Below are 25,029 nucleotides of genomic sequence, written 5' to 3'. Positions count from 1 at the left end.
AGATAATGGCGGTAAATAGCGTTAAAAAACCAGGTTATTTGACGAATAGAAAATCCCGAATCATCAAATAATGGCAGGGCCATCAATATGGACCTTTTGTCGTGTTTGCCGACCCGGGAGTCAGTTTTGTTTCACTACACGAATAACGTTATCCACAACGAGCCACGAGGTGCGCTATGACTGCGACAGCATCGGCAGCACCGCAAAATAAATCGCTCGAGTGGATGAACCGCCTGCGCGCGAACCCTAAAATCCCGTTGATCGTGGCAGGCGCTGCCGCTATTGCGATTCTCGTGGCGATGGTCCTGTGGGCGAAAAGCCCGGACTATCGCACCCTTTATAGTAACCTGTCCGATCAGGACGGCGGGGCTATCGTCACCCAACTGACCCAGATGAACATCCCTTATCGCTTCGCCGATAATGGGGGTGCGCTGGAAGTTCCTGCGGACAAAGTCCACGAACTGCGTTTACGTCTGGCCCAGCAAGGTCTGCCGAAAGGTGGCGCCGTCGGTTTCGAACTGCTGGATCAGGAAAAGTTCGGTATCAGCCAGTTCAGCGAGCAGATCAACTACCAGCGTGCGCTGGAAGGTGAACTGGCCCGCACCATCGAAACGCTCGGTCCGGTCAAAACGGCCCGTGTACACCTGGCGATGCCAAAACCGTCCCTCTTCGTGCGCGAGCAAAAATCGCCGACCGCCTCGGTAACCGCCACTCTCGAACCCGGCCGTGCGCTGGACGAAGGGCAGATCAGCGCCATTACCCATCTGGTCTCCAGCGCCGTAGCTGGTCTGCCGCCGGGTAACGTGACCGTGGTCGATCAGGGTGGCCATCTGCTGACCCAGTCCAATACCAGCAGCCGTGACCTGAACGACGCCCAGCTGAAGTATGCAACCGACGTGGAAGGCCGCGTCCAGCGCCGTATCGAAGCGATCCTCGGTCCTATCGTTGGCACCGGCAACGTCCACGCACAGGTCACTGCACAGATCGATTTTGCCAATAAAGAGCAGACGGAAGAGCAGTACAGCCCGAACGGCGATGCGGCTCAGGCGGTCATGCGTTCCCGTCAGTTGAACACCACCGAGCAGATCGGCGGCCAGAATCCGGGCGGCGTACCAGGTGCGCTCTCGAATACCCCTGCCCCGGCTAACGCGGCGCCAATTTCGACGCCTCCGGCGAACCAGCAGAACGGTCAGCAGAATAATGCACAGCAGACCACCTCGACGGCGGCCAGCACGGGTCCACGTAACTCCAGCCGTAACGAGACCACCAACTACGAAGTCGACCGTACCATTCGCCACACCAAAATGAATGTTGGCGATGTACAGCGTCTCTCCGTTGCCGTGGTGGTGAACTACAAAACGCTGCCGGACGGGAAACCGCTGCCGCTGACCACCGATCAGATGAAGCAGATCGAAGACCTGACCCGCGAAGCCATGGGCTACTCCGAGAAACGCGGTGACACCCTGAACGTAGTGAACTCTCCGTTCACGGCGACCGACGAAACGGGTGGCGAGCTGCCGTTCTGGCAACAGCAGTCGTTTATCGATCAGCTGATGTCTGCAGGCCGCTGGTTACTGGTACTGATTGTGGCGTGGCTGCTGTGGCGTAAAGGTATTCGTCCACAGCTCAACCGTCGCGCAGAGCAGCTGAAAGCCGCACAAGAAAGCATGAATTCGCGTCAGGAAACGGAAGACGCCGTTGAAGTTCGCCTGAGCAAAGACGAGCAGATGCAGCAACGCCGTGCCAACCAGCGCATGGGCGCTGAGGTCATGAGCCAGCGTATTCGCGAAATGTCCGATAACGATCCACGCGTCGTCGCGCTGGTGATTCGCCAGTGGATGGGTAACGAAGATGAGTAATCTAAGCGGTAAAGATAAAAGCGTCATCCTGCTGATGACCATCGGTGAAGACCGTGCGGCTGAGGTGTTCAAACACCTCTCCCAGCGTGAAGTGCAGTTGCTCAGTGCGGCGATGGCGAACGTGCGTCAGATCTCTAACAAGCAGCTGACGGAAGTGCTGGCGGAGTTTGAGCAGGAAGCAGAACAGTTTGCTGCCCTCAACGTCAACGCCAACGACTACCTGCGTTCCGTCCTGGTCAAAGCCCTGGGCGAGGAGCGAGCTGCCAGCCTGCTGGAAGACATTCTCGAGACGCGCGATACCGCCAGCGGCATCGAAACGCTCAACTTTATGGAGCCGCAGAGCGCCGCCGACCTTATTCGCGACGAGCACCCGCAGATTATCGCCACCATTCTGGTCCACCTCAAACGGGGTCAGGCGGCAGATATTCTGGCCCTGTTCGACGAGCGTCTGCGTCACGACGTGATGCTGCGTATCGCCACCTTCGGGGGTGTCCAGCCGGCCGCGCTGGCGGAACTGACCGAAGTGCTGAACAGCCTGCTCGATGGCCAGAACCTCAAGCGCAGCAAAATGGGCGGCGTGAGAACTGCAGCGGAAATCATCAACCTGATGAAAACCCAGCAGGAAGAAGCCGTTATTACCGCCGTTCGCGAATTCGACGGCGAGCTGGCACAGAAAATTATCGACGAGATGTTCCTGTTCGAAAACCTGGTCGAGGTCGACGATCGCAGCGTTCAGCGCCTGCTCCAGGAAGTGGATTCCGAATCCCTGCTTATCGCCCTCAAAGGTGCCGAGCAGCCGCTGCGCGAGAAATTCCTGCGCAACATGTCCCAGCGTGCGGCGGATATCCTGCGCGACGACCTTGCCAACCGTGGCCCGGTTCGTCTGTCTCAGGTGGAAAACGAGCAGAAAGCGATCCTGCTTATCGTTCGTCGTCTGGCCGAAACTGGCGAGATGGTGATTGGCAGCGGAGACGATGCGTATGTCTAAGGAGCTGCCGTGGAAGCGCTGGACTCCTGACGATCTGGCCCCTCCGATGACGGAGTTTATGCCCGCGCTGGCCCCTTCCCTCACGGAAGAGCCAGACGAAGAGGCGCCAGAGCTGAGCGAAGAAGAGCAGCGTGCGCAGATGCTGGCGCAGCTGCAAATGCAGGCGCATGAGCAAGGCTATAACGCCGGTCTGAGCGAAGGTCGCCATCAGGGCCACCAGCAGGGCTATGAAGAAGGCAAAGCACAGGGCCTGGAGCAAGGTCTTGAGCAGTCTCGCCAGCAGCAGGCGCCGATCCATGCGCGGATGCAGCAGTTGGTGAGCGAATTTCAGAATACCCTCGACGCGCTGGATAGCGTGATCGCCTCACGCCTGATGCAGATGGCGCTGGAAGCGGCACGTCAGGTGATTGGTCATACGCCGGTGGTGGATAACTCGGCGCTGATAAAACAGATCCAGGGTCTGCTCCAGCAGGAGCCGCTGTTCAGCGGTAAACCTCAGCTGCGCGTACACCCTGACGATCTCCAGCGGGTCGAAGAGATGCTGGGCGCGACGCTGAGCCTGCACGGCTGGCGTCTGCGCGGCGATCCGTCGTTACATCACGGCGGCTGTAAAGTCTCTGCCGACGAAGGCGATCTGGATGCCAGCGTCGCCACGCGCTGGCAGGAACTGTGCCGCCTGGCTGCACCGGGAGTTGTCTGATGACCGCCCGTCTCACGCGCTGGCTCAACACGCTCGACAATTTTGAAACGAAGATGGCGCAACTGCCATCGGTTCGTCGTTACGGGCGTCTGACCCGCGCAACCGGGCTGGTTCTGGAAGCCACCGGCTTGCAGTTGCCTCTCGGCGCGACCTGCGTGATTGAACGTCAGGACGCCAATGAAACGCGCGAAGTGGAAAGCGAAGTCGTCGGTTTTAACGGTCAGCGACTGTTTTTGATGCCGCTGGAAGAGGTGGAAGGCATTCTGCCCGGCGCGCGCGTGTATGCGAAAAATAATGCCGGCGACGGGCTGCACAGCGGTAAGCAATTGCCGCTCGGTCCGGCGCTGTTAGGCCGTGTCCTCGATGGCGCAGGTAAACCGCTCGACGGCCTGCCCGCTCCGGATACCACCGAAACCGGTGCGCTGATCACCCAGCCGTTTAACCCGCTGCAACGTACCGCCATTGAACACGTGCTGGATACGGGCGTGCGCCCGATCAACGCCCTGCTTACCGTCGGTCGCGGCCAGCGTATGGGCCTCTTCGCCGGTTCCGGCGTCGGTAAATCGGTGCTGCTCGGGATGATGGCCCGCTACACCCAGGCCGACGTAATTGTCGTCGGGCTGATTGGCGAGCGTGGCCGCGAAGTAAAAGATTTTATCGAGAACATTCTCGGTGCCGAAGGCCGCGCTCGTTCCGTGGTCATCGCCGCACCGGCAGATGTCTCTCCGCTGCTGCGTATGCAGGGCGCGGCGTACGCCACCCGTATTGCCGAGGATTTCCGCGATCGCGGCCAGCACGTGCTGCTGATTATGGACTCCCTCACCCGCTACGCGATGGCGCAGCGTGAGATCGCACTGGCGATCGGCGAACCACCGGCGACCAAAGGCTATCCGCCTTCGGTGTTTGCCAAACTGCCTGCGCTGGTTGAACGCGCGGGTAACGGCATTAGCGGCGGCGGCTCGGTGACGGCGTTTTACACGGTTCTGACCGAAGGCGACGACCAGCAGGACCCGATTGCCGACTCGGCGCGTGCGATCCTCGACGGTCACATCGTGCTCTCGCGTCGTCTGGCCGAAGCGGGCCACTATCCGGCGATTGATATTGAAGCGTCGATCAGCCGTGCGATGACCGCGCTGATCAGCGAAAAACATTACGCCCGCGTGCGTAACTTTAAACAACTGCTCTCAAGCTTCCAGCGCAACCGCGATCTGGTGAGCGTGGGGGCATATGCCAAAGGCAGCGACCCGATGCTGGACAAGGCGATTACGCTTTGGCCGCAACTGGAAGCGTTCTTGCAACAAGGTATTTTTGAACGCGCCGACTGGGAAGACTCAATCCAGGCTCTGGAACTGATATTCCCGCAGGTGTAACACAGGTGGAGGGCGAAGATCATGGCGCAAAACAGCGCATTAGCTACGCTAAAAGATCTGGCTGAAAAAGAAGTTGATGATGCCGCACTGCAGCTTGGCGCAATGCGACGCGGATATCAGCAGGCTGAAGAACAGTTGACGATGTTAATCGACTATCAGCACGAATATCGCACCAACCTCAATACCGATATGACACAGGGCATTGGCAGCCAGCGCTGGATTAACTATCAGCAGTTTATTCAGACGCTGGAAAAGGCGATCGAGCAGCATCGCCAGCAGTTGTCCCAGTGGGACCAGAAAGTCGATAAGGCACTGAATTTCTGGCGAGAGAAAAAGCAGCGGCTCCAGGCCTGGACTACGTTACAGGACCGACAAACCGCCGCCACCCTGCTTGCCGAGAACCGCCTTGATCAGAAAAAAATGGATGAGTTTGCCCAGCGCGCATCAACGAGGAAACCGGAATGATCACACTGCAACAACTGCTGATGACCGACACTGACCTGTCCGGCGGTACGCAGACTGGAAAAGGCGCAGAAGGCGCGCAAGATTTTCTCTCCCTGCTGGCGGGTGCGTTAAGCGACACCGCAGGCCAGGGCAAAGACGCGCCCATTACGCTCGCGTCCCTGAAAGCCGCCACCAGCAAGCTGTCGAAAGAGGCGATCCTCAAGGACGGCGATAGCGCTCTCCAGACGAAACTCGCCACTCTGCTGGCACGTCAGGATCAGCTCGTGGCCGATGACACGGCGCAGGACGCTCCTCTGCAAACGCTGGTGTCCGGGTTAATTCCTGCCACTCACGGCGATGCGCTGAAAGCGCTGACGGCGAACGCGAACGCGAAAAAAGATGACCTGAAAACGGATCTGAACGACGAAGAGCTGGCCGGGCTGAGTGCGCTGATGGCGATGTTACCGCATCAGCAAACGGCGACGGCGGCCGTTGCCCAGGCCGTTGAGACCCATACAGTGGCAACGCAGCCGACGGCGACACAGCCTGCTTCAGGACGCGGTTCACTGATGGACGTCGCTGATTTTTCGCTTCGCGGTAAAACTCAGGCAAACAGCGCCGATGCGGACAGCAACCCTCTTCCAGCCAGCGCGCAGCCGTTAACACCGGCAGCCGCAGCCTCTGCCGCGAAGCAGGACGTCGCGAGTGCCGGTTCGGCGACGGCGCCAACCTCCACGCTTGCGCCAATTCTCGCCAGCAATATTACCGCCCCGCCTGCCGCAGCCGCCGCTCCCGCGCCGGTTATCAGCCAGCCGCTGGGGACACACGAATGGCAGCAGGCCGTCAGTCAGCACGTCACGCTGTTCACGAAACAGGGTCAGCAAAGCGCTGAACTGCGCCTGCATCCAGAAGATCTGGGACAAGTGCAAATTTCGCTTAAACTTGAAGATAACCAGGCACAGTTGCAGATGGTTTCTGCCCACAGCAACGTGCGTGCGGCGCTGGAAGCAGCGCTGCCTATGCTGCGCACGCAGCTGGCGGAGAACGGCATTCAGCTGTCGCAAAGCAACATCAGCAGCGAGAGCTTTGCCGGTCAGCAGCAGTCCTCTTCCCAGCAGCAACAGCAGGCTTCGCGCTCTGGTCAGCAGGGTGGATTTAACGACGACAACGATGAATTGCTGGTCACGCCTGCTGCACTGCAGTCCGCAGCACGTGGAAATGGCGCCGTAGACATCTTTGCCTAAACGCCAGAGGTAACGTGATTATCCCCGTCTTTTCCACGCTTTGACCAAAGCAGGACACGGGATAATCACTGTATTAGCTGTACCGAAACAGGATGCTCGAATCAGATGACTGACTCCGCTATCACCAAAAAAAGCAAGCGCTCCATCTGGGTCCCGCTGCTGGTGTTAATTACGCTCGCCGCTTGTGCGACCGCTGGCTATAGTTACTGGCGTTCACAGCAGGCGCCGTCAGCCGCTGCCGTTGCCGAACCCCCGCCGCCTCCGGCCCCGGTCTTTTTCGCACTGGATACGTTCACCGTTAACCTCGGTGATGCGGATCGCGTGCTGTACGTCGGCATTACCCTGCGCCTGAAAGATGACGCAACTCGCACCCGTCTGAGCGAATACTTGCCAGAAGTGCGCAGCCGCCTGTTACTGCTTTTCTCTCGTCAGGACGCCTCCGGGCTTGCCACCGATGACGGGAAGCAAAAGCTGGTCGAGGCCATCAAACAAACGCTGGCAGCGCCACTGGTAGCAGGTCAACCTAAGCAGGAAGTCACTGACGTTCTGTACACAGCATTTATCCTGCGGTAAAGACATGGGCGATAGTATTCTTTCTCAAGCGGAAATCGATGCGCTGCTCAATGGCGACAGCGATAAGAGCGATGAACCAATACCGGGACTGGGCGGCGAACCTGATATTCGCCCCTATGACCCGAATACCCAGCGTCGCGTGGTGCGCGAGCGCCTGCAGGCGCTGGAGATCATCAACGAACGTTTTGCGCGTCAGTTCCGTATGGGGCTGTTTAACCTGTTGCGTCGTAGCCCGGACATCACCGTCGGGGCGATTCGCATTCAGCCGTATCATGAGTTTGCCCGCAACCTGCCGGTGCCAACCAACCTTAACCTTATCCACCTGAAACCACTGCGTGGCACCGGGCTGTTCGTGTTTTCACCGAGCCTGGTCTTTATCGCGGTGGATAACCTGTTTGGTGGTGACGGTCGTTTCCCGACGAAGGTCGAAGGGCGCGAATTTACCCATACCGAGCAGCGTGTCATTAACCGCATGCTGAAGCTGGCGCTGGAATCCTACAGCGACGCATGGAAAGCGATTAACCCGCTGGAAGTGGAGTACGTGCGTTCGGAGATGCAGGTCAAATTCACCAACATCACCACGTCGCCGAACGATATCGTCGTCAATACGCCGTTCCACGTCGAAATCGGCAACCTGACCGGCGAATTTAATATTTGTCTGCCCTTCAGCATGATTGAACCTCTGCGTGAAGTGCTGGTAAACCCACCGCTGGAAAACTCGCGCAATGAAGATCAGAACTGGCGCGAGAATCTGGTGCGTCAGGTTCAGCACTCACAGCTTGAACTGGTGGCGAGCTTTGCGGATATCCCGCTGCGCCTGTCCCAGATCCTGAAATTACAACCCGGCGATGTTCTGCCGATAGAAAAACCCGACCGCATAATTGCCCATGTGGATGGCGTACCGGTATTGACCAGTCAGTACGGCACCGTTAACGGTCAATACGCGCTACGCGTTGAGCACTTGATCAATCCGATATTGAATTCGCTGAATGAGGAACAGCCCAAATGAGTGACATAAACAATCCGTCCGATGAAAACAGCGGAGCACTGGACGATCTGTGGGCTGATGCGTTAAACGAGCAACAGGCAACCCCGAGCAAAAGCGCGGCGGACGCGGTCTTTCAGCAGATAGGCGGCGGCGACGTCAGCGGTACGCTGCAGGATATCGATCTGATTATGGATATCCCGGTCAAGCTGACCGTGGAGCTGGGCCGTAGCCGTATGACCATCAAAGAGCTGCTGCGCCTGACGCAGGGTTCCGTGGTGGCGCTGGAAGGGCTTGCCGGTGAGCCGCTGGATATTCTGATCAACGGCTATCTGATTGCACAGGGCGAAGTGGTGGTGGTAGCCGATAAATACGGCGTGCGTATCACCGACATCATCACCCCATCCGAACGTATGCGTCGTCTGAGCCGTTAAGCATGAAAACTGAGGCAACGGTATCACAGCCCTCTGCGGTTCCCGGCTCGCCGCTGCTCCAGGTGAGCGGCGCGCTGTTCGGTATTATTGCCTTTATTTTGATCGTCGCGTGGCTGGCTAAACGTTTTGGCCTGGCGGGTAAAACCGCCCACGCGCGCGGTCTTAAAGTGAGCGCCAGTACGTCGCTCGGCCCGCGCGAGCGCGTGGTGATCGTTGAAGTAGAAGATGCGCGCCTGGTATTGGGCGTGACGGCATCACAAATTACTGTGCTGCATAAACTGCCTCCTGCGCCGGAAACGGTGCCAGAGCACGCAGAGAGTCCAGCGGATTTTCAGTCCGTTATGAAGAGTTTGCTTAAGCGTTCCGGGAGATCCTGATGCGCCGTTTGTTGTCCCTTACGCTGGCAGGCATCGCCCTGTTTACTCCCGCGGTCTATGCCCAATTACCCGGTCTGATTTCGACCCCCATTGCTGGTGGTGGTCAAAGCTGGTCCCTGCCGGTTCAGACGCTGGTGTTTATCACCGCCCTGACCTTTATCCCGGCCGTTCTACTGATGATGACCAGCTTCACCCGTATCATCATCGTCTTTGGTTTGCTGCGAAATGCGCTGGGTACGCCCTCCGCGCCGCCGAACCAGGTGCTGCTCGGATTAGCCCTGTTTCTGACCTTTTTTATTATGTCGCCGGTGATCGACAAGATATACGCCGACGCCTATCAGCCGTTCAGTGAAGACAAAATTTCCATGCAGGTGGCGCTCGAAAAAGGCGCTCAGCCGCTGCGAGAATTTATGCTGCGCCAGACCCGTGAAGCGGATTTAGCGTTGTTTGCTCGCCTGGCGAACACCGGCCCGATTCAGGGACCTGAAGCGGTGCCAATGCGTATTCTGCTGCCGGCTTACGTGACCAGCGAGCTGAAAACCGCGTTCCAGATTGGCTTCACCATTTTTATCCCGTTCCTGATTATCGACCTGGTGATCGCCAGCGTGCTAATGGCGCTCGGGATGATGATGGTGCCCCCCGCCACCATTGCCCTGCCCTTCAAGATCATGCTCTTTGTGCTGGTCGACGGCTGGCAGCTGCTGGTCGGATCGCTGGCGCAGAGTTTCTACAGTTGAGGCAAGCCGAATGACACCCGAATCGGTCATGATGATGGGCACGGAAGCGATGAAAGTCGCCATTTCCGTGGCCGCCCCTCTGCTGCTGGTGGCGCTGGTCACCGGTCTGGTCATCAGTATTTTGCAGGCCGCGACGCAGATTAACGAAATGACGCTCTCCTTCATTCCGAAAATCATCGCGGTTTTCGTGGCGATTATCATCGCCGGGCCGTGGATGTTAAACCTGTTGCTCGACTACATGCGCAACCTGTTTACCAACCTGCCGTACATCATCGGCTGATCGGCTGAATGCTACATTTCACCAGCGACCAGTTTATACAGTGGCTCGGACTCTATTTCTGGCCGCTGCTGCGCGTGATGGCGCTGATCATGACCGCCCCTGTGCTGAGTGAAAAATCGATCCCCAAGCGCGTCAAAATTGGGCTGGGGATGCTGATTACCTTTGTGATTGCCCCTAATCTGCCGCCGGTCAATGTCGCGATTTTCTCCCCGCAGGCCGTCTGGCTTGCGCTACAGCAGGTGCTGATTGGCGTGGCGATTGGCTTTACCATGCAACTGGCGTTTGCGGCCATCCGTACCGCCGGTGAGCTGATCGGCCTGCAGATGGGTCTGTCCTTCGCCACGTTCATTGACCCGGGTAGCCACCTCAACATGCCGGTGCTGGCGCGTATCATCGATATGCTGGCGCTGCTGCTGTTCTTAACCTTCAATGGCCACCTGTGGCTGATTTCGATGCTGGTGGATACCTTCCACACGCTGCCGATCGGCGGAAACCCGGTGAACAGCAATGCGTTTATGGCGCTGGTCCGTGCAGCCGGGCTGATTTTTCTCAACGGACTGATGCTGGCGCTGCCGGTCATTACGCTTCTCCTGACCGTTAACCTCGCGCTCGGGTTACTGAACCGTATGGCGCCGCAGCTGTCGGTATTTGTCATTGGCTTCCCGATCACCTTAACCGTCGGTCTGATATTGATGGGCTTGTTAATGCCACTTATCGCCCCCTTCTGTGAACATTTATTTGGCGAATTGTTTAACCTTCTGGCCGATATTGTTCACGAGCTACCCAAGAATATTAATCCTTGATGTTTATATTGTCTCTCTAAGGATATTCTTAAAATAAAACATGAAAAACATCTACCAGGATATATCTGGTGCGGTTTATTTGTTTTTATGCCCTTCACATTACTCAACATTTACTTTACTTTAAGATGATTCCTGGCAAATTATACGTAACTTTACGGGATAGTGAGTTCGCCTGAAAGTCTTTGTATTGCTCACAGGTTTATACCTTTTATTCCATCCCGTATGGCTGTTTATGAGCTCTCAGGCAGATGGTGAATTATCGTTACGCATTGAGTGAGGGTATGCCATGTCAACGATCATTATGGATTTATGCAGTTACACCCGGCTAGGGCTAACCGGGTATCTGACCAGCAGAGGGGTTAAAAAGCGAGACATCAACGATGTTCATGATGTTGGCGAACTTGCAGCCGCTTGTGATACTTACAAGCCTGGCGTGGTGTTTATTAATGAGGACTGTTTCATTCACGATCCAGCCAACAGTCAGCACATTAAGCAGATCATTAATCAACATCCTAAAACCCTGTTTATTGTTTTTATGGCCATTGCAAATATCCATTTCGATGAATATTTGCTAGTGCGTAAAAACCTATTAATCAGTTCTAAATCAATTAAGCCCGAGTCGCTGGATGACATTTTGGGTGATTATTTGAATAAAGAGACAAAGAGTGTAGCTGAGTTTAACTTACCCACGTTATCATTAAGCCGTACTGAATCGAGTATGCTGAGAATGTGGATGGCGGGACAAGGCACAATTCAAATCTCTGACCAGATGAATATCAAAGCAAAAACGGTATCGTCACATAAGGGTAATATTAAAAGGAAAATAAAAACGCATAATAAACAGGTCATCTATCATGTTGTTCGTCTGACAGATAATGTGACTAACGGTATTTTTGTCAATATGCGCTGATAATTTCACTCTTCACACATATCAATCTCTGGCCTGGCCAGAGATTTTTCGTTTTTGGGCCGGGCGAGTTCTCCTCACCCGACACCGTCTTACTCAGATTCTGCTTTTTCCACAAAGATCCCGTCAGAGTGGCCAATCTCGTTAAAGAACCAGATACCGAGCGGGTAATCTTCCAGCGACACCAGATACATGATGCCTTCGTTGAACTGTTCCACTGCCAGTACTACGCCTGGGCGGCGCGGTCCGCCGTCCGTCTTGACGGTGACCCGATCGTTGACCTTCATAAAATCCTCCTGTGGTTTTGAGCCAGTGTAGAACAAAACGCAGCAACTGGCAGCGGTTGCAAGAGTGAATGGCGCTTTTGTGGGCAGTCTATACTTAACGCTGGGAACGGCGAAATGAGGTATGAAGAATGAAGACCGCGAAAGAGTACAGCGACACGGCGAAACGTGAGGTGAACGTCGATGTCGATGCCCTGCTGGCCGCGATTAACGAAATCAGTGAGAGCGAAGTGAAGCGTGCGGAATATGATCCTACGCGCGTAAGCATCGACGGACGGGATTATCACACCTACCGTGAGCTGGCCGAGGCGTTCGAATTAGACATTCATGATTTCAGTGTCAGCGAAGTGAATCGGTGAGGCGAAAAAAATCCCGGTCATGGGGATGACCGGGATCAAACTTGCTTATGCAAGAAGCACTTGTAAATTCGTTACACCAGGAAATCTGATGTGGGATTTACCTTATCCCCAATAAAATTGCATGACAAGGATATATTCCTTTCATAAATGCTATTTGCGGTAACTGTCAGTTTTGATTATGAATCGCGGCCCTTGCCCCATGCGGGTCGGCGGGATCGGTTCCGGAATCGGGACTGCTTATGCAAAATTTGTTTTAGGATTAATCTCAGGCACAACACCTTTCAGGAGATGCTATGTCCCTACTTAAGGAGACGCTGCTGATTTTTACCGACCTCGACGGTACGCTGCTGGATATTCATACCTATGACTGGCGCCCCGCCACGTCCTGGCTGAATAAATTGCAGGATCATCAGATCCCGGTCATTTTATGCAGCAGCAAAACGGCTGCCGAAACGCTCGAAATTCAGCAGGATTTGGGGCTGGAAGGGTTGCCCTTTATCGCCGAAAACGGCGCGGTTATTCAGCTCGACGTGCGCTGGGACGATCACCCCGACGCGCCGCGCCTGATTAACGGGACACCGCACACTGAGATTCGCCGTCTGATTGATCCGATACGTGAGCGCACCGGGTATAAATTCACGACTTTCGATGATGTCGATGAACGGGTCATCGGGGAATGGACCGGGCTTAACCGCGAGCGTTCAGCGCTGGCACGACTGCATGAAGCCTCGATTACCCTTATCTGGCGCGACAGCGATGAGCGTATGACGCAGTTTGAAGCTGAACTGGTCCAGCTCGGCCTGAAGTTCGTGCAGGGAGCACGGTTCTGGCACATTCTGGACGCGCGCGGCGGTAAAGATCAGGCGGTGAACTGGCTTATAGACGAGTACCGCAAACGCGAGGGATTTGTTCCCACCACCATCGGACTGGGCGATGGCCCTAATGACGCCCCCCTGCTCGATAACGTCGATTACGCCGTGGTGGTAAAAGGCATTAACCGTTTCGGTATTCAGCTACAGGATGACATTCCTGAGCGGGTCTATCACACCACCCAACCGGGACCGGAAGGCTGGAGTGAAGGACTCGATCATTTCTTAGCTGCATCGCGCCACATCACCTGATTTCTCCCCTGCTGCTTCGCCAGGTAGAGGCGCATATCAGCAATGGATTGCAGCTGCGGGAAGTCGAAATTACCGTTCTCCTCCGTACTGCTCACCCCGAGCGAGGCGCTGATCCGCGTGGTGGTGCTCTTCATCACCAGAATCTCTTTGCGATTGATACAGGCGCGAATACGCTCGGCGACATTTGCCGCCTCCTGCGCCGTGGCCCCTGGCAGCACCACGCAAAACTCTTCGCCACCGACACGCCCGGCCACGTCGCTGGTGCGTAACGCGCTGGCGATCAGCCCGGCTGCGTGGCACAACACTTTATCGCCCGCCTGGTGGCCGAATCTGTCGTTAATGCTTTTGAAATGGTCCAGATCGATCTGAATCACGGAGAACGGCAATTTCTGCTGACGGCACTCTTCGGCCAGCACCTTCGCCCGTTCAAACAAGGCGCCGCGATTGTTCAGACGCGTCAGCGGGTCGTGCCACGCCTGCCACTGCAGGGAATGTTGCATCCGGTACATGTTGCTGACCATCCGACGGATCACCAGCCAGGAAATCAGCAGCATCGCCGTAAAGAGCGCCCACAGCAGGGCCAGCGCAATGCTGATGCTACCAAACTCACCGTTAACGCCCTCTTGCAGGGTGTGAACCCGCAGCACCACGCCATCGAAATGATCGAGGCGCTCCCAGCTGACATAGCGCGAATTCAGTCGAATTCCCCCTTCCGTGTCGCCTTCGATGGCGTGAGCAATTTGCGCCCGCTCGCGCTCGTCAAACTGATTCACCAGGCCGTCCGGCGGCTCGGAGGTGGTGATCAGGTTGAGGCGGCTGTCGTAAAGCTGATACTCCCCGTCCGTGCGCTTATCGACGGCTTCCGTCAGCAGTTGCTTCATGGTCGGGAGGGTGAAATCCATCGCCAGCACGCCGTACCAGTAGTGGTCCAGATAGACCGGCAGGCTGGCGGTGATCACCCGCTCTTCCTGCGCCCCGGATACCGGTGCTATAAACCAGCGCACGCCGCGCGCGCGGTTTTGCCGCTCAGTCTGCTCGGTAAACCACGGGCGCGTCACCAGCTCGTAATAACGCGAGATCAGGGTGTGATTGAGCGGTGAGGGATCTGTTGAGAGGAAAAAACCCGCCCGCGAGACGTACGAGACGCGCCGCTCTTTACCGGTGGTCGAGGTGGCGAGACGCAGTAAATACCCCACCTCCAGCGCGGCGGAGAGTTCATTGCCGATGCGCTGATTATCCCGCGCCAATAAGGTGGTACGCGCCACCGTCGCGTCTGAGACGCCGCTAATGGGTAAGGTGCGCTGCTGGTCGACATCCAGCTGCCAGAAGGGGTCGGTGCGCAGGCGGTTGAAGCTGGTTACCGCATCGTGCAACACGCGAAAGCCGAGCGGCGTTTGCAGCGCATCGCCCATGCTGTGACGAAAAAAGAGCAGTTTATCAATGCTGAACTGAAGCTGTCGGTCGAGGGAGTTGGCGACATTTTCCAGATGGTTTTGCTGGCTTGAGATGTACGCCTCTTCAAGCACCACCACTTCGCGCCAGGTCAGGATTGTAGAAAAAATGAGGACAACCAAAAAACAGAGATTAACAATTTTTCCCGGATGATGGCGTAACCGTTCCAGAAATTGCTTTTTTGCTTTATAGACATCGCGCTGCACAGACACTCCCTGCTGAAATCTTGCATCATCCGCTTATAACCCAACGCCGCGGTTCGATATCTTAAGACAAGCACTGCGCAGGACGATAGTCAACAAAAACGCCCGGACATGCCTGGCGTTGCGTGATTAAGCCGTGTCGCGACGCTGTCGTTCGTCACCTGGCAGAAGCTCGTCTTCACGAAACGCTTCCCGCTTGATGCCGTACCCGTCGTACCACCGGCACTCCACCATACCGCTGGAATAGCCGGTGACAATCATTGGTGGACCACCCTTTTTTGACTTAACTTCATCACTGACCACAAAGACCATACCCGCCTCCTGTATCAGGGTGAAACTGTTTCAATCTAGACGAGGAATGGCATTTTTGCATAGTGACGCAGGGAACAATTAGTGCGAAACCCCGCGCAGCTTTTCGATACCCTTCACGGCGGCAATCACGATGGCGCCAATAATGAAGCCAATCACCAGGTTAGCGATCATCGGTGCTATCGCTGCCACCACCGCTCCGTATTCAGCGGAGAAATGTTCAATCGCGTGATGCAGCGGTGGAATACCGTGTACCACAATCCCACCGCCGACGAGGAACATCGCCAGGGTGCCGATAATGGTGAGTGATTTCATCAGCCACGGCGCCAGTACCAGCAGACCTTTACCCACCGCTTTTGCCAGCGCGTTGGATTTTTGCTCCAGCCAATAGCCCATGTCGTCCAGTTTCACGATCACACCCACCAGGCCATACACGCCTACGGTGACCAGAATCGCGATACCGGAGAGCACCAGCACCTGGTTAAGCAGCGGCGATTCCGACACGATACCAAGGGTGATCGCCACGATCTCAGCCGAGAGGATAAAGTCCGTGCGAATGGCCCCTTTCACCTTATCGCGCTCGAATGCCTGCGGGTCCTTCGCCGCAAGCGCTTCCAGGCGCTGCTGACGCGCCTGCGGGGTCTCTGCGTCTTTATGGGAACCGAAGGAGTGCAGCACTTTCTCGACGCCTTCGTAACAGAGGAACGCCCCGCCAATCATCAGCAGCGGCGTAATGGCCCAGGGGATAAAGGCGCTGATCAGCAGAGCCAGCGGCACCAGAATCACTTTATTGATAAAGGACCCTTTCGCCACGCTCCACACCACCGGCAGCTCACGGTTGGCGCGCACGCCCGTCACCTGCTGCGCGTTAAGGGATAAATCATCCCCCAGCACCCCGGCCGTTTTCTTCGCGGCCAGTTTTCCCATCACTGAAATGTCATCCAGCAAGGTGGCAATATCATCAAGCAATGTTAATAAGCTACTTCCTGCCAAAATCTGATCCTTCTTATTTTGATAATTAAGTGAATAGTATGGAGCAAAAAGCGAAACGCTGAAACAGGTAGCTCAAGTCAACAAATAATTCACATCAAAGACACAATTAAAGGACTCGCCAGCCCGATAGTTTTCACGTTTACTGTATGCGACCTTTTTATATCGCGGTGAAGGATTATGCGTTTTCGGCAATTATTACCCCTTATTGGAGCGCTGTTTTCGCTCTACATCATTTGGGGTTCGACCTATTTTGTGATTCGTATCGGCGTGGAGAGTTGGCCACCGCTGATGATGGCTGGCGTGCGTTTTATCTCTGCCGGTGTGCTGCTTTTGACATTTCTCCTGCTGCGCGGGCATAAACTCCCACCGCTGCGCCCGATGTTAAACGCCGCGCTGATCGGCCTGCTGCTGCTGGCCGTCGGTAACGGCGGTGTGACGGTGGCCGAGCACCAGAACGTCCCCTCCGGTATTGCGGCGGTGGTGGTCGCCACGGTACCGCTGTTTACCCTCTGCTTTAGCCGATTGTTCGGCATCCGCACCCGCAAGCTGGAGTGGATGGGGATCGCCATTGGTCTGGCGGGCATTGTTCTGCTCAACAGCGGCGGGAACCTGAGCGGTAATCCGTGGGGCGCGGTGCTGATTCTGATTGGCTCCCTGAGCTGGGCATTTGGCTCCGTTCTGGGTTCACGAGTGGAACTGCCTTCCGGCATGATGGCCGGTGCCATCGAGATGCTGGCGGCGGGCATGGCGCTGCTTTTCGTCTCGGCCGTGAGCGGTGAAAAACTGACTACGATGCCGACGCTGTCCGGTTTCCTGGCGGTCGGTTATCTGGCAATTTTTGGCTCGATTATCGCGATCAACTCATACATGTTCCTGATCCGCAACGTCAGCCCTGCCGTTGCGACCAGCTACGCCTACGTCAACCCGGTGGTAGCCGTGTTGCTGGGGACGACCTTTGCGGGAGAAGTGCTGTCATCCGTCGAATGGATAGCGCTGGGGGTGATTATTATGGCGGTGGTACTGGTGACGCTCGGAAAATACCTGTTCCCGGCGAAACCGACCGTTACCCCGTGTGAGGTGGAAAAGCAGTAAACGCGTGAATGCCTGTTGTGTCGATCTGCGCGGTTTGACCGCCGCCGCAGATCCACTCCTCCAGCCGCTCGGTCAGCGCGGCATCATCGAGTTTCAGTCTGCCCCGCAGGGCACATTCCCAGACAATCAACACGCGCCAGCCCTGCGCCATCAGCGTAGTGATATCACGCTGGTCACGCGCCACGTTCTTGCCGATTTTGGTCAGCCAGAACTCGGTGCGCGTCGCCGGGACTTTAAACAGATAACAGTCGTGATGGTGCCAGAAACAGCCGTGGGTAAAGATAATGCATTGATAATCGTCGAGGACGAAATCAGGGCGGCCTGCCAGTGCCGCATCCTGCACGCGAAATACAAAGCCGCTGTAGGTTAAAAGCCCTGCCAGCCGTTTTTCAATTGCGGTGTCACGCGTGCCAATCGCACGCATGTTTTTGCTGCGCGTCGCCTTATTGTGCACATCCGTCATTGACGGCCTCGCTCAGGCGTAATTTGACGGCCAGTTGGATACGCGACTCAAGCAGTTTTGCCACCGCCGCAAACGCAGGCACCACCACGGAGTTACCGAACTGGCGATAGGCCTGGGTATCAGAAACCGGAATGCGGAAGCGGTAACCCTGCGGCGATTCGAAGCCCATCAGGCGCGCGCACTCGCGCGGCGTTAAGCGGCGCGGACGATGGCGCTGGTTCTGCGGGTCGTCAAAATTCACTTCTCCGAGCGCTTTATCCCAGCCGCGATCGATCAGAATCTCGGCTCCGTCCTTGTAATAACGGGCCGACAGCGTGCGGGTCACGCTGTGCGGATTGGTCGGGTCGACCATGCCAAAACCAAAGCCGTTGCCTTTCGCCTGATGCTTTTTGGCATAGCGGTAGAGGTATTTCCACAGCACCGGCGTGAGGATAAATTTGGCGTCCACCACCGGCTCCAGCAGTTCGGCCACGGAAGGACGATGCGCCGGATAGCGCGACGGAATATCGCGCAGCGTAAAGTTGCCTTTCAGGTTCAGGTCGCGGCGAAAGCCCACCAGCACAATGCGCTCGCGGTGCTGCGGCAGGAAGTGCTTGCCGTCGATAATCTTGGGATCGTCGGCACCCATATCCTGTGCATCCGCCACGTCATAGCCCAGCTCGTCCAGGGTTTGCATAATAATGCGGAAGGTTTTTCCGCCGTCGTGGCTTTTCAGGTTCTTGACGTTTTCCAGCACAAAAATCGGCGGACGACGGGCGTCGATAATCCGCACGACATCAAAAAACAGCGTGCCCTGCGTATCGCAGGCAAATCCGTGTGCCCGCCCAAGGGCATTCTTTTTCGACACGCCAGCCAGCGAGAACGGCTGGCAAGGGAAGCCGGCCAGCAACACATCATGCTGAGGAATATTTTGTCGGATATGCTCCGCCGCCTCTGCATCGCTGACGCCCGCTTTGTGGCTTAACGTCACATCGCGGATGTCTTCGTTAAAATGGTGGGCATGCGGATCGCAGTACCAGTTGGCTTTATAGGTGCGTACCGCGTGTTTGTTCCATTCGCTGGTAAAGACACACTGACCGCCGATGGCCTCGAAGCCGTTGCGGATCCCACCGATACCGGCGAACAAGTCGACAAAGCGGAAAGCATAATTGGGATGAATGGCTGGCGGGCGCGGCAGCAGATTTTGCAGGTAGATGAATTCCCGCTCGCTAAGACGGTGCCCTGCCCGCTCGCTGGTGACCAGTCGCTTCAGGATCGCAGGACTCCAGTGGCTTTCACCTTGCGCATTCAGGTCATTGACCAGCGTTTTCGCATCATAGATGGTCAGCAGTTTGCTTAATAACGCCTGCACCGTGGCCGTGGATTTCTCTGCCAGCAGAAGTGCGGGCGGTATCACTGATCGTTTTTCCTGCATACCTTTAACCGGGCAAAAGAGACTGGGGACAGATTACCATAGTTCGACGCTACAGACTGCGCTGGAATCGGCTCAGCACCTGCGCATCGCTGCCAAGACAATCGCCCTGCAGCTCCGCGCTGAGTTTCGCCATGAACTGCACCAAAAAGTGCGCGTTATGATTCGCAAGCTCGCGCCCCATTTCAGTTTGCATGGTCTCTGGCAGACGCAGCAGTTTGGTCTGGAAATGGTCGAGGGCAAACTGTTTGTCGTTGAGTTCGCGCTCATCAGCAAAGGGATCGTCGGCATCAAACAGCGCCACGCCAAGCGCTCCCGAAACGGCAAAGACGCGCGCCAGACCAATCGCACCGAGTGCTTCCAGCCGGTCGGCGTCCTGCACAATTTTGGCTTCAAGGGTTTGCGGCGCAATCCCGGCGCTGAAGCTGTGGGCTTCGATGGCATGTTCCAGGGCCGGAAAGCGATCCGCCGGGAAATCCGGGAAAAAATCAGTGAGGATTTGCCGGGTTTTGCGCGCCGCCAGCCGCGAGGAGTGGCTGCGTTCCGGATGATTTTTCGGCAGGCTGACTATGTCATGGAAATAACAGGCCGTCAGGACGACCAGCGCGTCGACGGGTTGCCCCACCATTATGCGCTGCGCCGTCATCCACACGCGGCGGAAATGCGAAATGTCATGGGCCGCATCATCCGTGGCGTGGTGTTCCGTTAACCAGGTTTCGTAGCGTTGGGGCCAGTGGGCAAGTTCCATGCTCTCTCCTTCACAAAACGCTCACCTTAACAATTTTCCGTCGGCCATTCACTCGTTGTTGCCGCGCGGGCGCGTGTACCAGGCGATACCGCCCAGTATCAGGCCCACCGCCCCGAGCACCAGAAAACCGAGAAACGCACCGATCCACTTCCCGCTGGTTGAGCCTAAATCGCCCTCGACAACCATATCCGGCGCAGACGGAATTTTGCTGACCACCCATAAATAGCGGAGCATTGCCCAGGCAAAGTACCCGCAAAATGCGTAAAACGCCCACAGGGCGAGCTTGCCTCCCAGGCCTCGAGTCGTGTTCTGTTCCATGTTTACCCTTTACTGCAGCGGTAACGACGTTACTGCTTTCACATTGCGCGCTCAAAAGTGTGAATAAAGTCACATTTTGGCACTGTTTTTGTCGTCAGGCGACGGTAAAGGTGAAGGGATTTACCTTAAGTTGATCGCACGCAATTAATCATCAGAATCTCAAAAACACAAAAGGCCGCATCTGCGACCTTTTTGTTCACCACCTCAGGATTTACGGCGCTTCCTGCAACGCCACGCGAATAAATCCATTGTTATTTTCGAGCAAATCACGGGCCTGCCAGGCGTCCAGACCGGTCAATACCATCAGCACGGCGGTCTTACAGTGGTGATTGCAGCTCTCCAGCGCCGCTTTAGCGACGGCACGCGTGCAGCCACCCGCTTCCATCACAATCGCAATTTGTCGTTCGGCCCATTTGGTGTTTTTTGCTTCCAGATCCACGCGCATATTGCTGTAAACCCGGCCCGTGCGAACGGCTAATCCCGTCGCAATCATATTGAGGATCAGTTTTTGCGCCATCCCCGCTTTGGCATTCGTAAAGCCTGCTACCGCGTCTGGCCCGGTTTGCGGCGCAATGACCATACTCGCCAGCTGTGCCGCTTCGCTTTGTGCTTCATGCGTAATGATGGCGACCGGCGATCCCAGTGACCAGGCGTGGCGCATCGCCCCCCAGACCCACGGCGTTTTGCCGCTGACAGAGAGCGCCAGCATCATGTCGTGATCGCCAAAATTCATCGCCTGCAGATCGGCCACACCACGATCGTAGTTTCCCGCGCCGTCTCCGGCATCAAGACCCATCACCGGGTGTTTTCCCGGCGCAAACTCCAGCGCCGCATGCAGCGCCGCTCGGCCGGAGGCTCCGGCGCCGACAATAAACAGCCGTCCGCCGTGGCTCAGTGTAGCCGCCGCGTTATCGACCACACGGGCAATGACGGGTAAGAAGGGAGTAATAGAATCGGTAATGCACTTATCATCCTGATGAATCACATTCAGCATGTCCAGGGTTGACAACCTGTCGATATCCGCCGTATCCGCGTGGCGTCTTTCCGTGACCAAACCGTTCAGCTTAACGCTCATAAACTGCTCCTTATTTATGAATTCCCCCACACTATAAAGTGTTTTATATGGATGACCTGCGAGGGGGGTCACGAAAAGGCGAGCATTCGTCAGCTTTTACATCGCTTTAAGAAAGCGCCGTCATCAGCGATAATTACCCCTTTATCATTATCCACGGGGTTTCGATGAGCGATTTGCAGCCTTTAGCCATGACGCGCAAGCGCCCAATGAAGCTCAATACCCTTGTCACGCTGATGGTGTGCAGCGTGATTGGGTCAGTATTGCTGGTGACGTTCGCGCTCTACTTTATGCAGGTCACCCGCGCCACGCGCGACGGCGTCAAAGATACCGCGCTGGCCATCGCCCGTACCCTCGCCGACAGCCCGGATGTGAAACGCGGCCTGCAACACTCGCCGGAAAACAGCCCCATCCAGTCCGTTTCTGATGCGATCACTCGCCGAAACGATTTGCTTTTCGCGGTTGTCACCAACATGCAGGGCGTGCGTTACTCTCACCCGAACAACACCCTGCTCGGCAAACGCTTTATCGGCGACGACATCAAACCCGCGCTGGAAGGGAAGGAGAACGTCTCGGTCAACCACGGCGTGCTGGCCGAAGCGCTGCGCGTGTTCACGCCGGTGTACGACGATAATCACCAGCAGATTGGCGTGGTCGCCGTCGGGATTTCCCTCAACAAAGTCGATGAACAGATCAGCCGCAGCCGCTGGGGGGCGATCTGGACGGTGCTCTTCAGCGCGCTAATGGGTACGCTCGGCACCTGGGGTTTGGTACATCTGCTCAAGCGGATTTTGTTTGGGCTGGAACCCTATGAAATCTCCGCCCTGTTTGAACAGCGCCAGGCGATGCTGCAGTCTCTGAAAGAGGGGGTGATCGCCGTCGACAGCCAGGGGCGCGTGACCATGATTAACCATGCCGCCCGCCAGATCCTGCTCCTGCCCGCCAGCAGCACCGATGAGCCGCGCCACATGCCGATGCTCGCCTCCCTGCGCCGGGTGTCGCAAACCGGAAAAGCCCTGCAGGATCAGGAGATCGACTGCAACGGACGTCTGCTGCTGTGCAACACCTTTCCGGTCAGAAGCCAGAATTCAGTGATTGGGGCGATCAGCACCTTTCGCGACAAGACCGAAGTTCGCGAGCTGATGCAGCGCATGGATGGCATGGTGAGCTATGTCGACGCCCTGCGCACGCACTCCCATGAGTTTATGAATAAGCTGCACGTGATCCTCGGCCTGCTGCACATGAAGCGCTACGACAAGCTCGAAGAGTACGTCATTCAGACCGCGCAGAATTATCAGACCGATATCGGCGCTATTCAGCATAAAATTAAATCACCGGTCATCGCCGGGTTCCTGCTCGGTAAAATCAACCGCGCCAAGGAAGCGGGGTTTACCCTGACGCTGGCCGACGAGTGTCAGGTGCCGGACACGCCGAATACGGAACAGGTGACGGTGCTGATTACCGTGCTGGGTAATTTGATCGAAAACGCGCTGGATGCGATGACCGGCCAGCCTGAGGGCGAAGTGGGTCTGCTGATGCATTATCAACATGGCTGGCTCAGCTGTGAAATCAGCGATGACGGTCCGGGTATCGATCCTGCGCAGCTGGAGCATATTTTTACGAAGGGCTTTTCCACGAAGGGTGAAAATCGCGGCGTGGGGCTTTTCCTTGTTCGCCAGCAGCTCGAAAAACTGGGCGGTGAGATTGCCGTCGAATCCGAGCCTGGCGTATTTACTCAATTTTTTGTACAGATCCCCTGGGATAGCGAGAGGAAAATCGCGTGATAAATGTCTTAATTGTCGATGATGATGCCATGGTGGCCGACCTGAACCGTCTGTACGTTAACCGGGTTGAGGGGTTTAGCTGCTGCGGCGTCGCCTCTACGCTGAATCAGGCCGAAGCGGTGATTAATAATCCTGCACAGCCTGTCGATCTGGTGCTGCTGGATGTCTATATGCAGCAGGACAACGGTCTCGACCTGCTGCCGGTGATTCGCGCTTCTGGCCGCCCGATTGATGTGATCATGATTTCGTCGGCGTCCGATGCCACTACTATTCAGACGTCGATGCACTACGGCGTGGTGGATTATCTGATCAAACCTTTCCAGTTCCCGCGTTTTGAAGAGGCGCTGAACGGCTGGAAGGAGAAGAAGCAGCTGATGGGCTCGCATCAGTATTATGAACAGGCCGATGTGGATCGCTTGCTGCACGGCGGCGCGCCGGAGCTGGCAGACAGCAAGCGTCTGCCGAAAGGCTTAACACCGCAGACGCTGCGCACCATTTGCCAGTGGATTGAAGCCCATCCCGACACCGAGTTTTCCACCGACGATCTGGCGAACTCAGTGGGAATTTCCCGCGTCTCGTGCCGTAAGTATCTGATCTGGCTGGCGCAGATTAACATTCTGTTCACCAGCATTCACTATGGTGCGACGGGGCGTCCGGTGTATCGCTACCGGCTGCAGCCAGAGCAGGCGGGTCTGCTCAAACAATATTGCCAGTAAGGCGATAGCGATTATCCAGAAGCGTGAAGCGGAAATGCTTCATGGAGGAGAGCACCACCTCTTTCGTTTTGGTGACAAACACCGCTTCAATATCAGGCCGCGCGCGCAGCGCGGCACAGCCCTTCTCCACGCCCATCCCGTAAATCAGCGTGGTCCAGATATCCCCGTCGATAGAGTTCGTCGAGATAATGGTGACGCTATCGAGTTCGTTATCCAGCGGATAGCCCGTGCGCGGGTTCAGAATATGGTGGTAGAGCTTGCCGTCGCGTTCGAAAAAGCGTTCGTAAGTGCCCGATGTCACCACCGACTTATTCTCCACCGTCAGTGTACCGACCAGCTCATCGGCCCCGCCGAAAGGCGTTTTGATGCCGAGGGACCAGCCCCCTTCCGGCGCGCCGAGCGTCTGAATATTGCCGCCGAGGTTAATCAGGCCGAGGGTTTCGCCCTCTTTGCGCAGGTAATCGCGCACCCTGTCGGCAATGTAGCCTTTGGCGATGGCCCCGAGATCAATTTCCATGCCCGGTTTGGTCAGGAATACGCTGCTGGCCGAATCGTCGAGTAAAACATCAGCCGGATCGGTCAGCGCCATTAGCGCTGCGATCTCCTCTGCGGGCGGCACGCTGTCACCCTGAAATCCAATCTTCCAGCGCTTCACCAGCGGGCCGATGGCCAGATTGAAGGCGCTGTTTTCCAGTGTGCTTGCGGCCTTCGCGACGCGGATCAGCTCATACACCGCACGGCTGACGCTGACGGGGTGTTTCCCGGCAGCCTGGTTGATGTCCATCACCTGCGACGGTGCGCGGTTGACGGTCAGGAGATCTTCGTACTGTTTGATGAGGCGAAACACGCGAGATGCGAGGGCTTCGTTATTCGAAAAGAGCTTCAAAAGAATGGGGGAGCCCATGAGTGTGGCGGAATAGCTGTAGACACGATGGTCGTCAGACATGGAATCGCTCCTCGGTTAGAGTGCCGGATGGCGCTGCGCGTATCCGGCCGACAAAAC

The 25,029-nt window shown here is 56.4% G+C and carries 29 protein-coding genes; 19 read left to right on the top strand and 10 right to left on the bottom strand.

The genetic code is table 11. The features are described from left to right. Window positions 1–176 precede the first annotated feature (176 nt). The 14 genes from fliF to rcsA all read left to right on the top strand — a co-directional run bounded on the left by fliF (window position 177) and on the right by rcsA (window position 11,704). Window positions 177–1,859 (top strand): flagellar basal-body MS-ring/collar protein FliF, encoded by a 1,683-nt coding sequence (gene fliF / locus OVA10_RS10675; protein WP_100779699.1) that lies wholly within the window; start codon window positions 177–179, stop codon window positions 1,857–1,859. Further along, on the top strand, window positions 1,852–2,847 hold the full coding sequence (gene fliG / locus OVA10_RS10670) for a flagellar motor switch protein FliG (protein ID WP_100779698.1): 996 nt from the start codon (window positions 1,852–1,854) through the stop codon (window positions 2,845–2,847). The genes fliF and fliG overlap by 8 nt, the downstream gene beginning before the upstream one ends. After that, window positions 2,840–3,547: a flagellar assembly protein FliH gene (gene fliH, locus OVA10_RS10665; protein ID WP_100779697.1), complete on the top strand. Its 708-nt coding sequence runs from the start codon at window positions 2,840–2,842 to the stop codon at window positions 3,545–3,547. Before fliG ends, fliH begins: the two co-directional genes overlap by 8 nt. After that, window positions 3,547–4,917 carry a flagellar protein export ATPase FliI gene (fliI, locus tag OVA10_RS10660; protein ID WP_100779696.1) on the top strand — a complete coding sequence of 457 codons (1,371 nt, stop codon included), beginning with the start codon at window positions 3,547–3,549 and terminating at the stop codon, window positions 4,915–4,917. The genes fliH and fliI overlap by 1 nt, the downstream gene beginning before the upstream one ends. 21 nt (window positions 4,918–4,938) lie before the next feature. After that, window positions 4,939–5,382: a flagellar export protein FliJ gene (gene fliJ / locus OVA10_RS10655; protein ID WP_100779695.1), complete on the top strand. Its 444-nt coding sequence runs from the start codon at window positions 4,939–4,941 to the stop codon at window positions 5,380–5,382. Further along, complete coding sequence (fliK, locus tag OVA10_RS10650; RefSeq protein WP_268195895.1) at window positions 5,379–6,605, top strand: flagellar hook length control protein FliK; 1,227 nt, start codon at window positions 5,379–5,381, stop codon at window positions 6,603–6,605. Before fliJ ends, fliK begins: the two co-directional genes overlap by 4 nt. Before the next feature lie 105 nt (window positions 6,606–6,710). Further along, a complete protein-coding gene (gene fliL / locus OVA10_RS10645) occupies window positions 6,711–7,178 on the top strand; it encodes a flagellar basal body-associated protein FliL (RefSeq protein ID WP_100779693.1) in 468 nt (155 codons plus the stop codon). A gap of 4 nt (window positions 7,179–7,182) precedes the next feature. Beyond that, entirely contained in the window at window positions 7,183–8,187 is a 1,005-nt protein-coding gene (gene fliM, locus OVA10_RS10640; protein ID WP_107703323.1) for a flagellar motor switch protein FliM, read from the top strand. After that, window positions 8,184–8,597: a flagellar motor switch protein FliN gene (gene fliN, locus OVA10_RS10635; RefSeq protein ID WP_100779691.1), complete on the top strand. Its 414-nt coding sequence runs from the start codon at window positions 8,184–8,186 to the stop codon at window positions 8,595–8,597. Before fliM ends, fliN begins: the two co-directional genes overlap by 4 nt. Window positions 8,598–8,599: 2 nt before the next feature. Continuing rightward, window positions 8,600–8,974: a flagellar biosynthetic protein FliO gene (gene fliO / locus OVA10_RS10630; protein ID WP_123427516.1), complete on the top strand. Its 375-nt coding sequence runs from the start codon at window positions 8,600–8,602 to the stop codon at window positions 8,972–8,974. Beyond that, on the top strand, window positions 8,974–9,711 hold the full coding sequence (gene fliP / locus OVA10_RS10625) for a flagellar type III secretion system pore protein FliP (protein WP_100779689.1): 738 nt from the start codon (window positions 8,974–8,976) through the stop codon (window positions 9,709–9,711). Before fliO ends, fliP begins: the two co-directional genes overlap by 1 nt. A 10-nt stretch (window positions 9,712–9,721) precedes the next feature. After that, a complete protein-coding gene (fliQ, locus tag OVA10_RS10620) occupies window positions 9,722–9,991 on the top strand; it encodes a flagellar biosynthesis protein FliQ (RefSeq protein WP_039032550.1) in 270 nt (89 codons plus the stop codon). Between the two features lie 8 nt (window positions 9,992–9,999). Further along, entirely contained in the window at window positions 10,000–10,794 is a 795-nt protein-coding gene (gene fliR / locus OVA10_RS10615) for a flagellar biosynthetic protein FliR (RefSeq protein ID WP_100779688.1), read from the top strand. 286 nt (window positions 10,795–11,080) lie between these two features. Beyond that, window positions 11,081–11,704 (top strand): transcriptional regulator RcsA, encoded by a 624-nt coding sequence (gene rcsA / locus OVA10_RS10610; protein ID WP_100779687.1) that lies wholly within the window; start codon window positions 11,081–11,083, stop codon window positions 11,702–11,704. Between the two features lie 89 nt (window positions 11,705–11,793). Here the strand turns inward: rcsA and dsrB are convergent, their stop codons facing one another. Beyond that, entirely contained in the window at window positions 11,794–11,988 is a 195-nt protein-coding gene (dsrB, locus tag OVA10_RS10605) for a protein DsrB (protein ID WP_181826524.1), read from the bottom strand. A 128-nt stretch (window positions 11,989–12,116) separates the two neighbouring features. Between dsrB and yodD the strand changes: the two genes are divergently transcribed. Together yodD and OVA10_RS10595 are read left to right on the top strand one after the other, a co-directional pair. Further along, window positions 12,117–12,344, top strand: a complete 228-nt coding sequence (yodD, locus tag OVA10_RS10600; protein WP_268195894.1) for a YodD family peroxide/acid resistance protein — start codon at window positions 12,117–12,119, stop codon at window positions 12,342–12,344. Window positions 12,345–12,637: 293 nt separating this feature from the next. Continuing rightward, window positions 12,638–13,465 carry a mannosyl-3-phosphoglycerate phosphatase-related protein gene (locus OVA10_RS10595; RefSeq protein ID WP_231275930.1) on the top strand — a complete coding sequence of 276 codons (828 nt, stop codon included), beginning with the start codon at window positions 12,638–12,640 and terminating at the stop codon, window positions 13,463–13,465. On the opposite strand, the gene dgcQ is transcribed toward OVA10_RS10595, so the two are convergent. The 3 genes from dgcQ to OVA10_RS10580 form a co-directional block, all read right to left on the bottom strand. Further along, complete coding sequence (dgcQ, locus tag OVA10_RS10590; RefSeq protein WP_268195893.1) at window positions 13,432–15,123, bottom strand: cellulose biosynthesis regulator diguanylate cyclase DgcQ; 1,692 nt, start codon at window positions 15,121–15,123, stop codon at window positions 13,432–13,434. The two genes, OVA10_RS10595 and dgcQ, sit on opposite strands and share 34 nt — an antisense overlap. A gap of 126 nt (window positions 15,124–15,249) precedes the next feature. Continuing rightward, complete coding sequence (locus OVA10_RS10585; protein ID WP_100779683.1) at window positions 15,250–15,432, bottom strand: YodC family protein; 183 nt, start codon at window positions 15,430–15,432, stop codon at window positions 15,250–15,252. A gap of 78 nt (window positions 15,433–15,510) precedes the next feature. Continuing rightward, window positions 15,511–16,422 carry a DUF808 domain-containing protein gene (locus tag OVA10_RS10580; protein ID WP_100779682.1) on the bottom strand — a complete coding sequence of 304 codons (912 nt, stop codon included), beginning with the start codon at window positions 16,420–16,422 and terminating at the stop codon, window positions 15,511–15,513. 177 nt (window positions 16,423–16,599) lie between these two features. Here OVA10_RS10580 and yedA point away from each other — a divergent pair, with 177 nt between their 5' ends. Next, the gene (gene yedA / locus OVA10_RS10575; RefSeq protein WP_268195892.1) at window positions 16,600–17,514 is read left to right on the top strand and encodes a drug/metabolite exporter YedA; all 915 of its coding nucleotides are present in this window, start codon (window positions 16,600–16,602) and stop codon (window positions 17,512–17,514) included. On the opposite strand, the gene OVA10_RS10570 is transcribed toward yedA, so the two are convergent. The 5 genes from OVA10_RS10570 to OVA10_RS10550 all read right to left on the bottom strand — a co-directional run bounded on the left by OVA10_RS10570 (window position 17,486) and on the right by OVA10_RS10550 (window position 21,529). Further along, a complete protein-coding gene (locus OVA10_RS10570; RefSeq protein ID WP_248858684.1) occupies window positions 17,486–17,977 on the bottom strand; it encodes a very short patch repair endonuclease in 492 nt (163 codons plus the stop codon). The two genes, yedA and OVA10_RS10570, sit on opposite strands and share 29 nt — an antisense overlap. Continuing rightward, the gene (locus OVA10_RS10565; RefSeq protein ID WP_268195891.1) at window positions 17,958–19,391 is read right to left on the bottom strand and encodes a DNA cytosine methyltransferase; all 1,434 of its coding nucleotides are present in this window, start codon (window positions 19,389–19,391) and stop codon (window positions 17,958–17,960) included. Before OVA10_RS10565 ends, OVA10_RS10570 begins: the two co-directional genes overlap by 20 nt. 49 nt (window positions 19,392–19,440) lie before the next feature. Beyond that, complete coding sequence (locus OVA10_RS10560; RefSeq protein WP_268195889.1) at window positions 19,441–20,136, bottom strand: phosphohydrolase; 696 nt, start codon at window positions 20,134–20,136, stop codon at window positions 19,441–19,443. A 48-nt stretch (window positions 20,137–20,184) separates the two neighbouring features. Beyond that, the gene (gene drpB, locus OVA10_RS10555) at window positions 20,185–20,454 is read right to left on the bottom strand and encodes a cell division protein DrpB (protein WP_100779678.1); all 270 of its coding nucleotides are present in this window, start codon (window positions 20,452–20,454) and stop codon (window positions 20,185–20,187) included. A 211-nt stretch (window positions 20,455–20,665) separates the two neighbouring features. Further along, window positions 20,666–21,529 (bottom strand): N-acetylmuramic acid 6-phosphate etherase, encoded by an 864-nt coding sequence (locus tag OVA10_RS10550; RefSeq protein ID WP_268195887.1) that lies wholly within the window; start codon window positions 21,527–21,529, stop codon window positions 20,666–20,668. 164 nt (window positions 21,530–21,693) lie between these two features. Between OVA10_RS10550 and OVA10_RS10545 the strand changes: the two genes are divergently transcribed. Continuing rightward, on the top strand, window positions 21,694–23,310 hold the full coding sequence (locus OVA10_RS10545) for a sensor histidine kinase (RefSeq protein WP_102104040.1): 1,617 nt from the start codon (window positions 21,694–21,696) through the stop codon (window positions 23,308–23,310). Then, window positions 23,307–24,026: a two-component system response regulator DcuR gene (gene dcuR / locus OVA10_RS10540; protein ID WP_100779675.1), complete on the top strand. Its 720-nt coding sequence runs from the start codon at window positions 23,307–23,309 to the stop codon at window positions 24,024–24,026. The genes OVA10_RS10545 and dcuR overlap by 4 nt, the downstream gene beginning before the upstream one ends. Here dcuR and OVA10_RS10535 read toward each other — a convergent pair. After that, window positions 24,007–24,972, bottom strand: a complete 966-nt coding sequence (locus tag OVA10_RS10535) for an FAD:protein FMN transferase (protein ID WP_268195885.1) — start codon at window positions 24,970–24,972, stop codon at window positions 24,007–24,009. The genes dcuR and OVA10_RS10535 overlap by 20 nt on opposite strands. Between the last annotated feature and the right edge of the window lie 57 nt (window positions 24,973–25,029).

Source organism: Lelliottia sp. SL45, from assembly GCF_026672535.1.
Lineage (GTDB): Bacteria > Pseudomonadota > Gammaproteobacteria > Enterobacterales > Enterobacteriaceae > Enterobacter > Enterobacter nimipressuralis.
The sequence above is the reverse complement of the archived record's forward strand: the minus strand, read 5'-3'. Positions and strand labels throughout refer to the sequence as shown.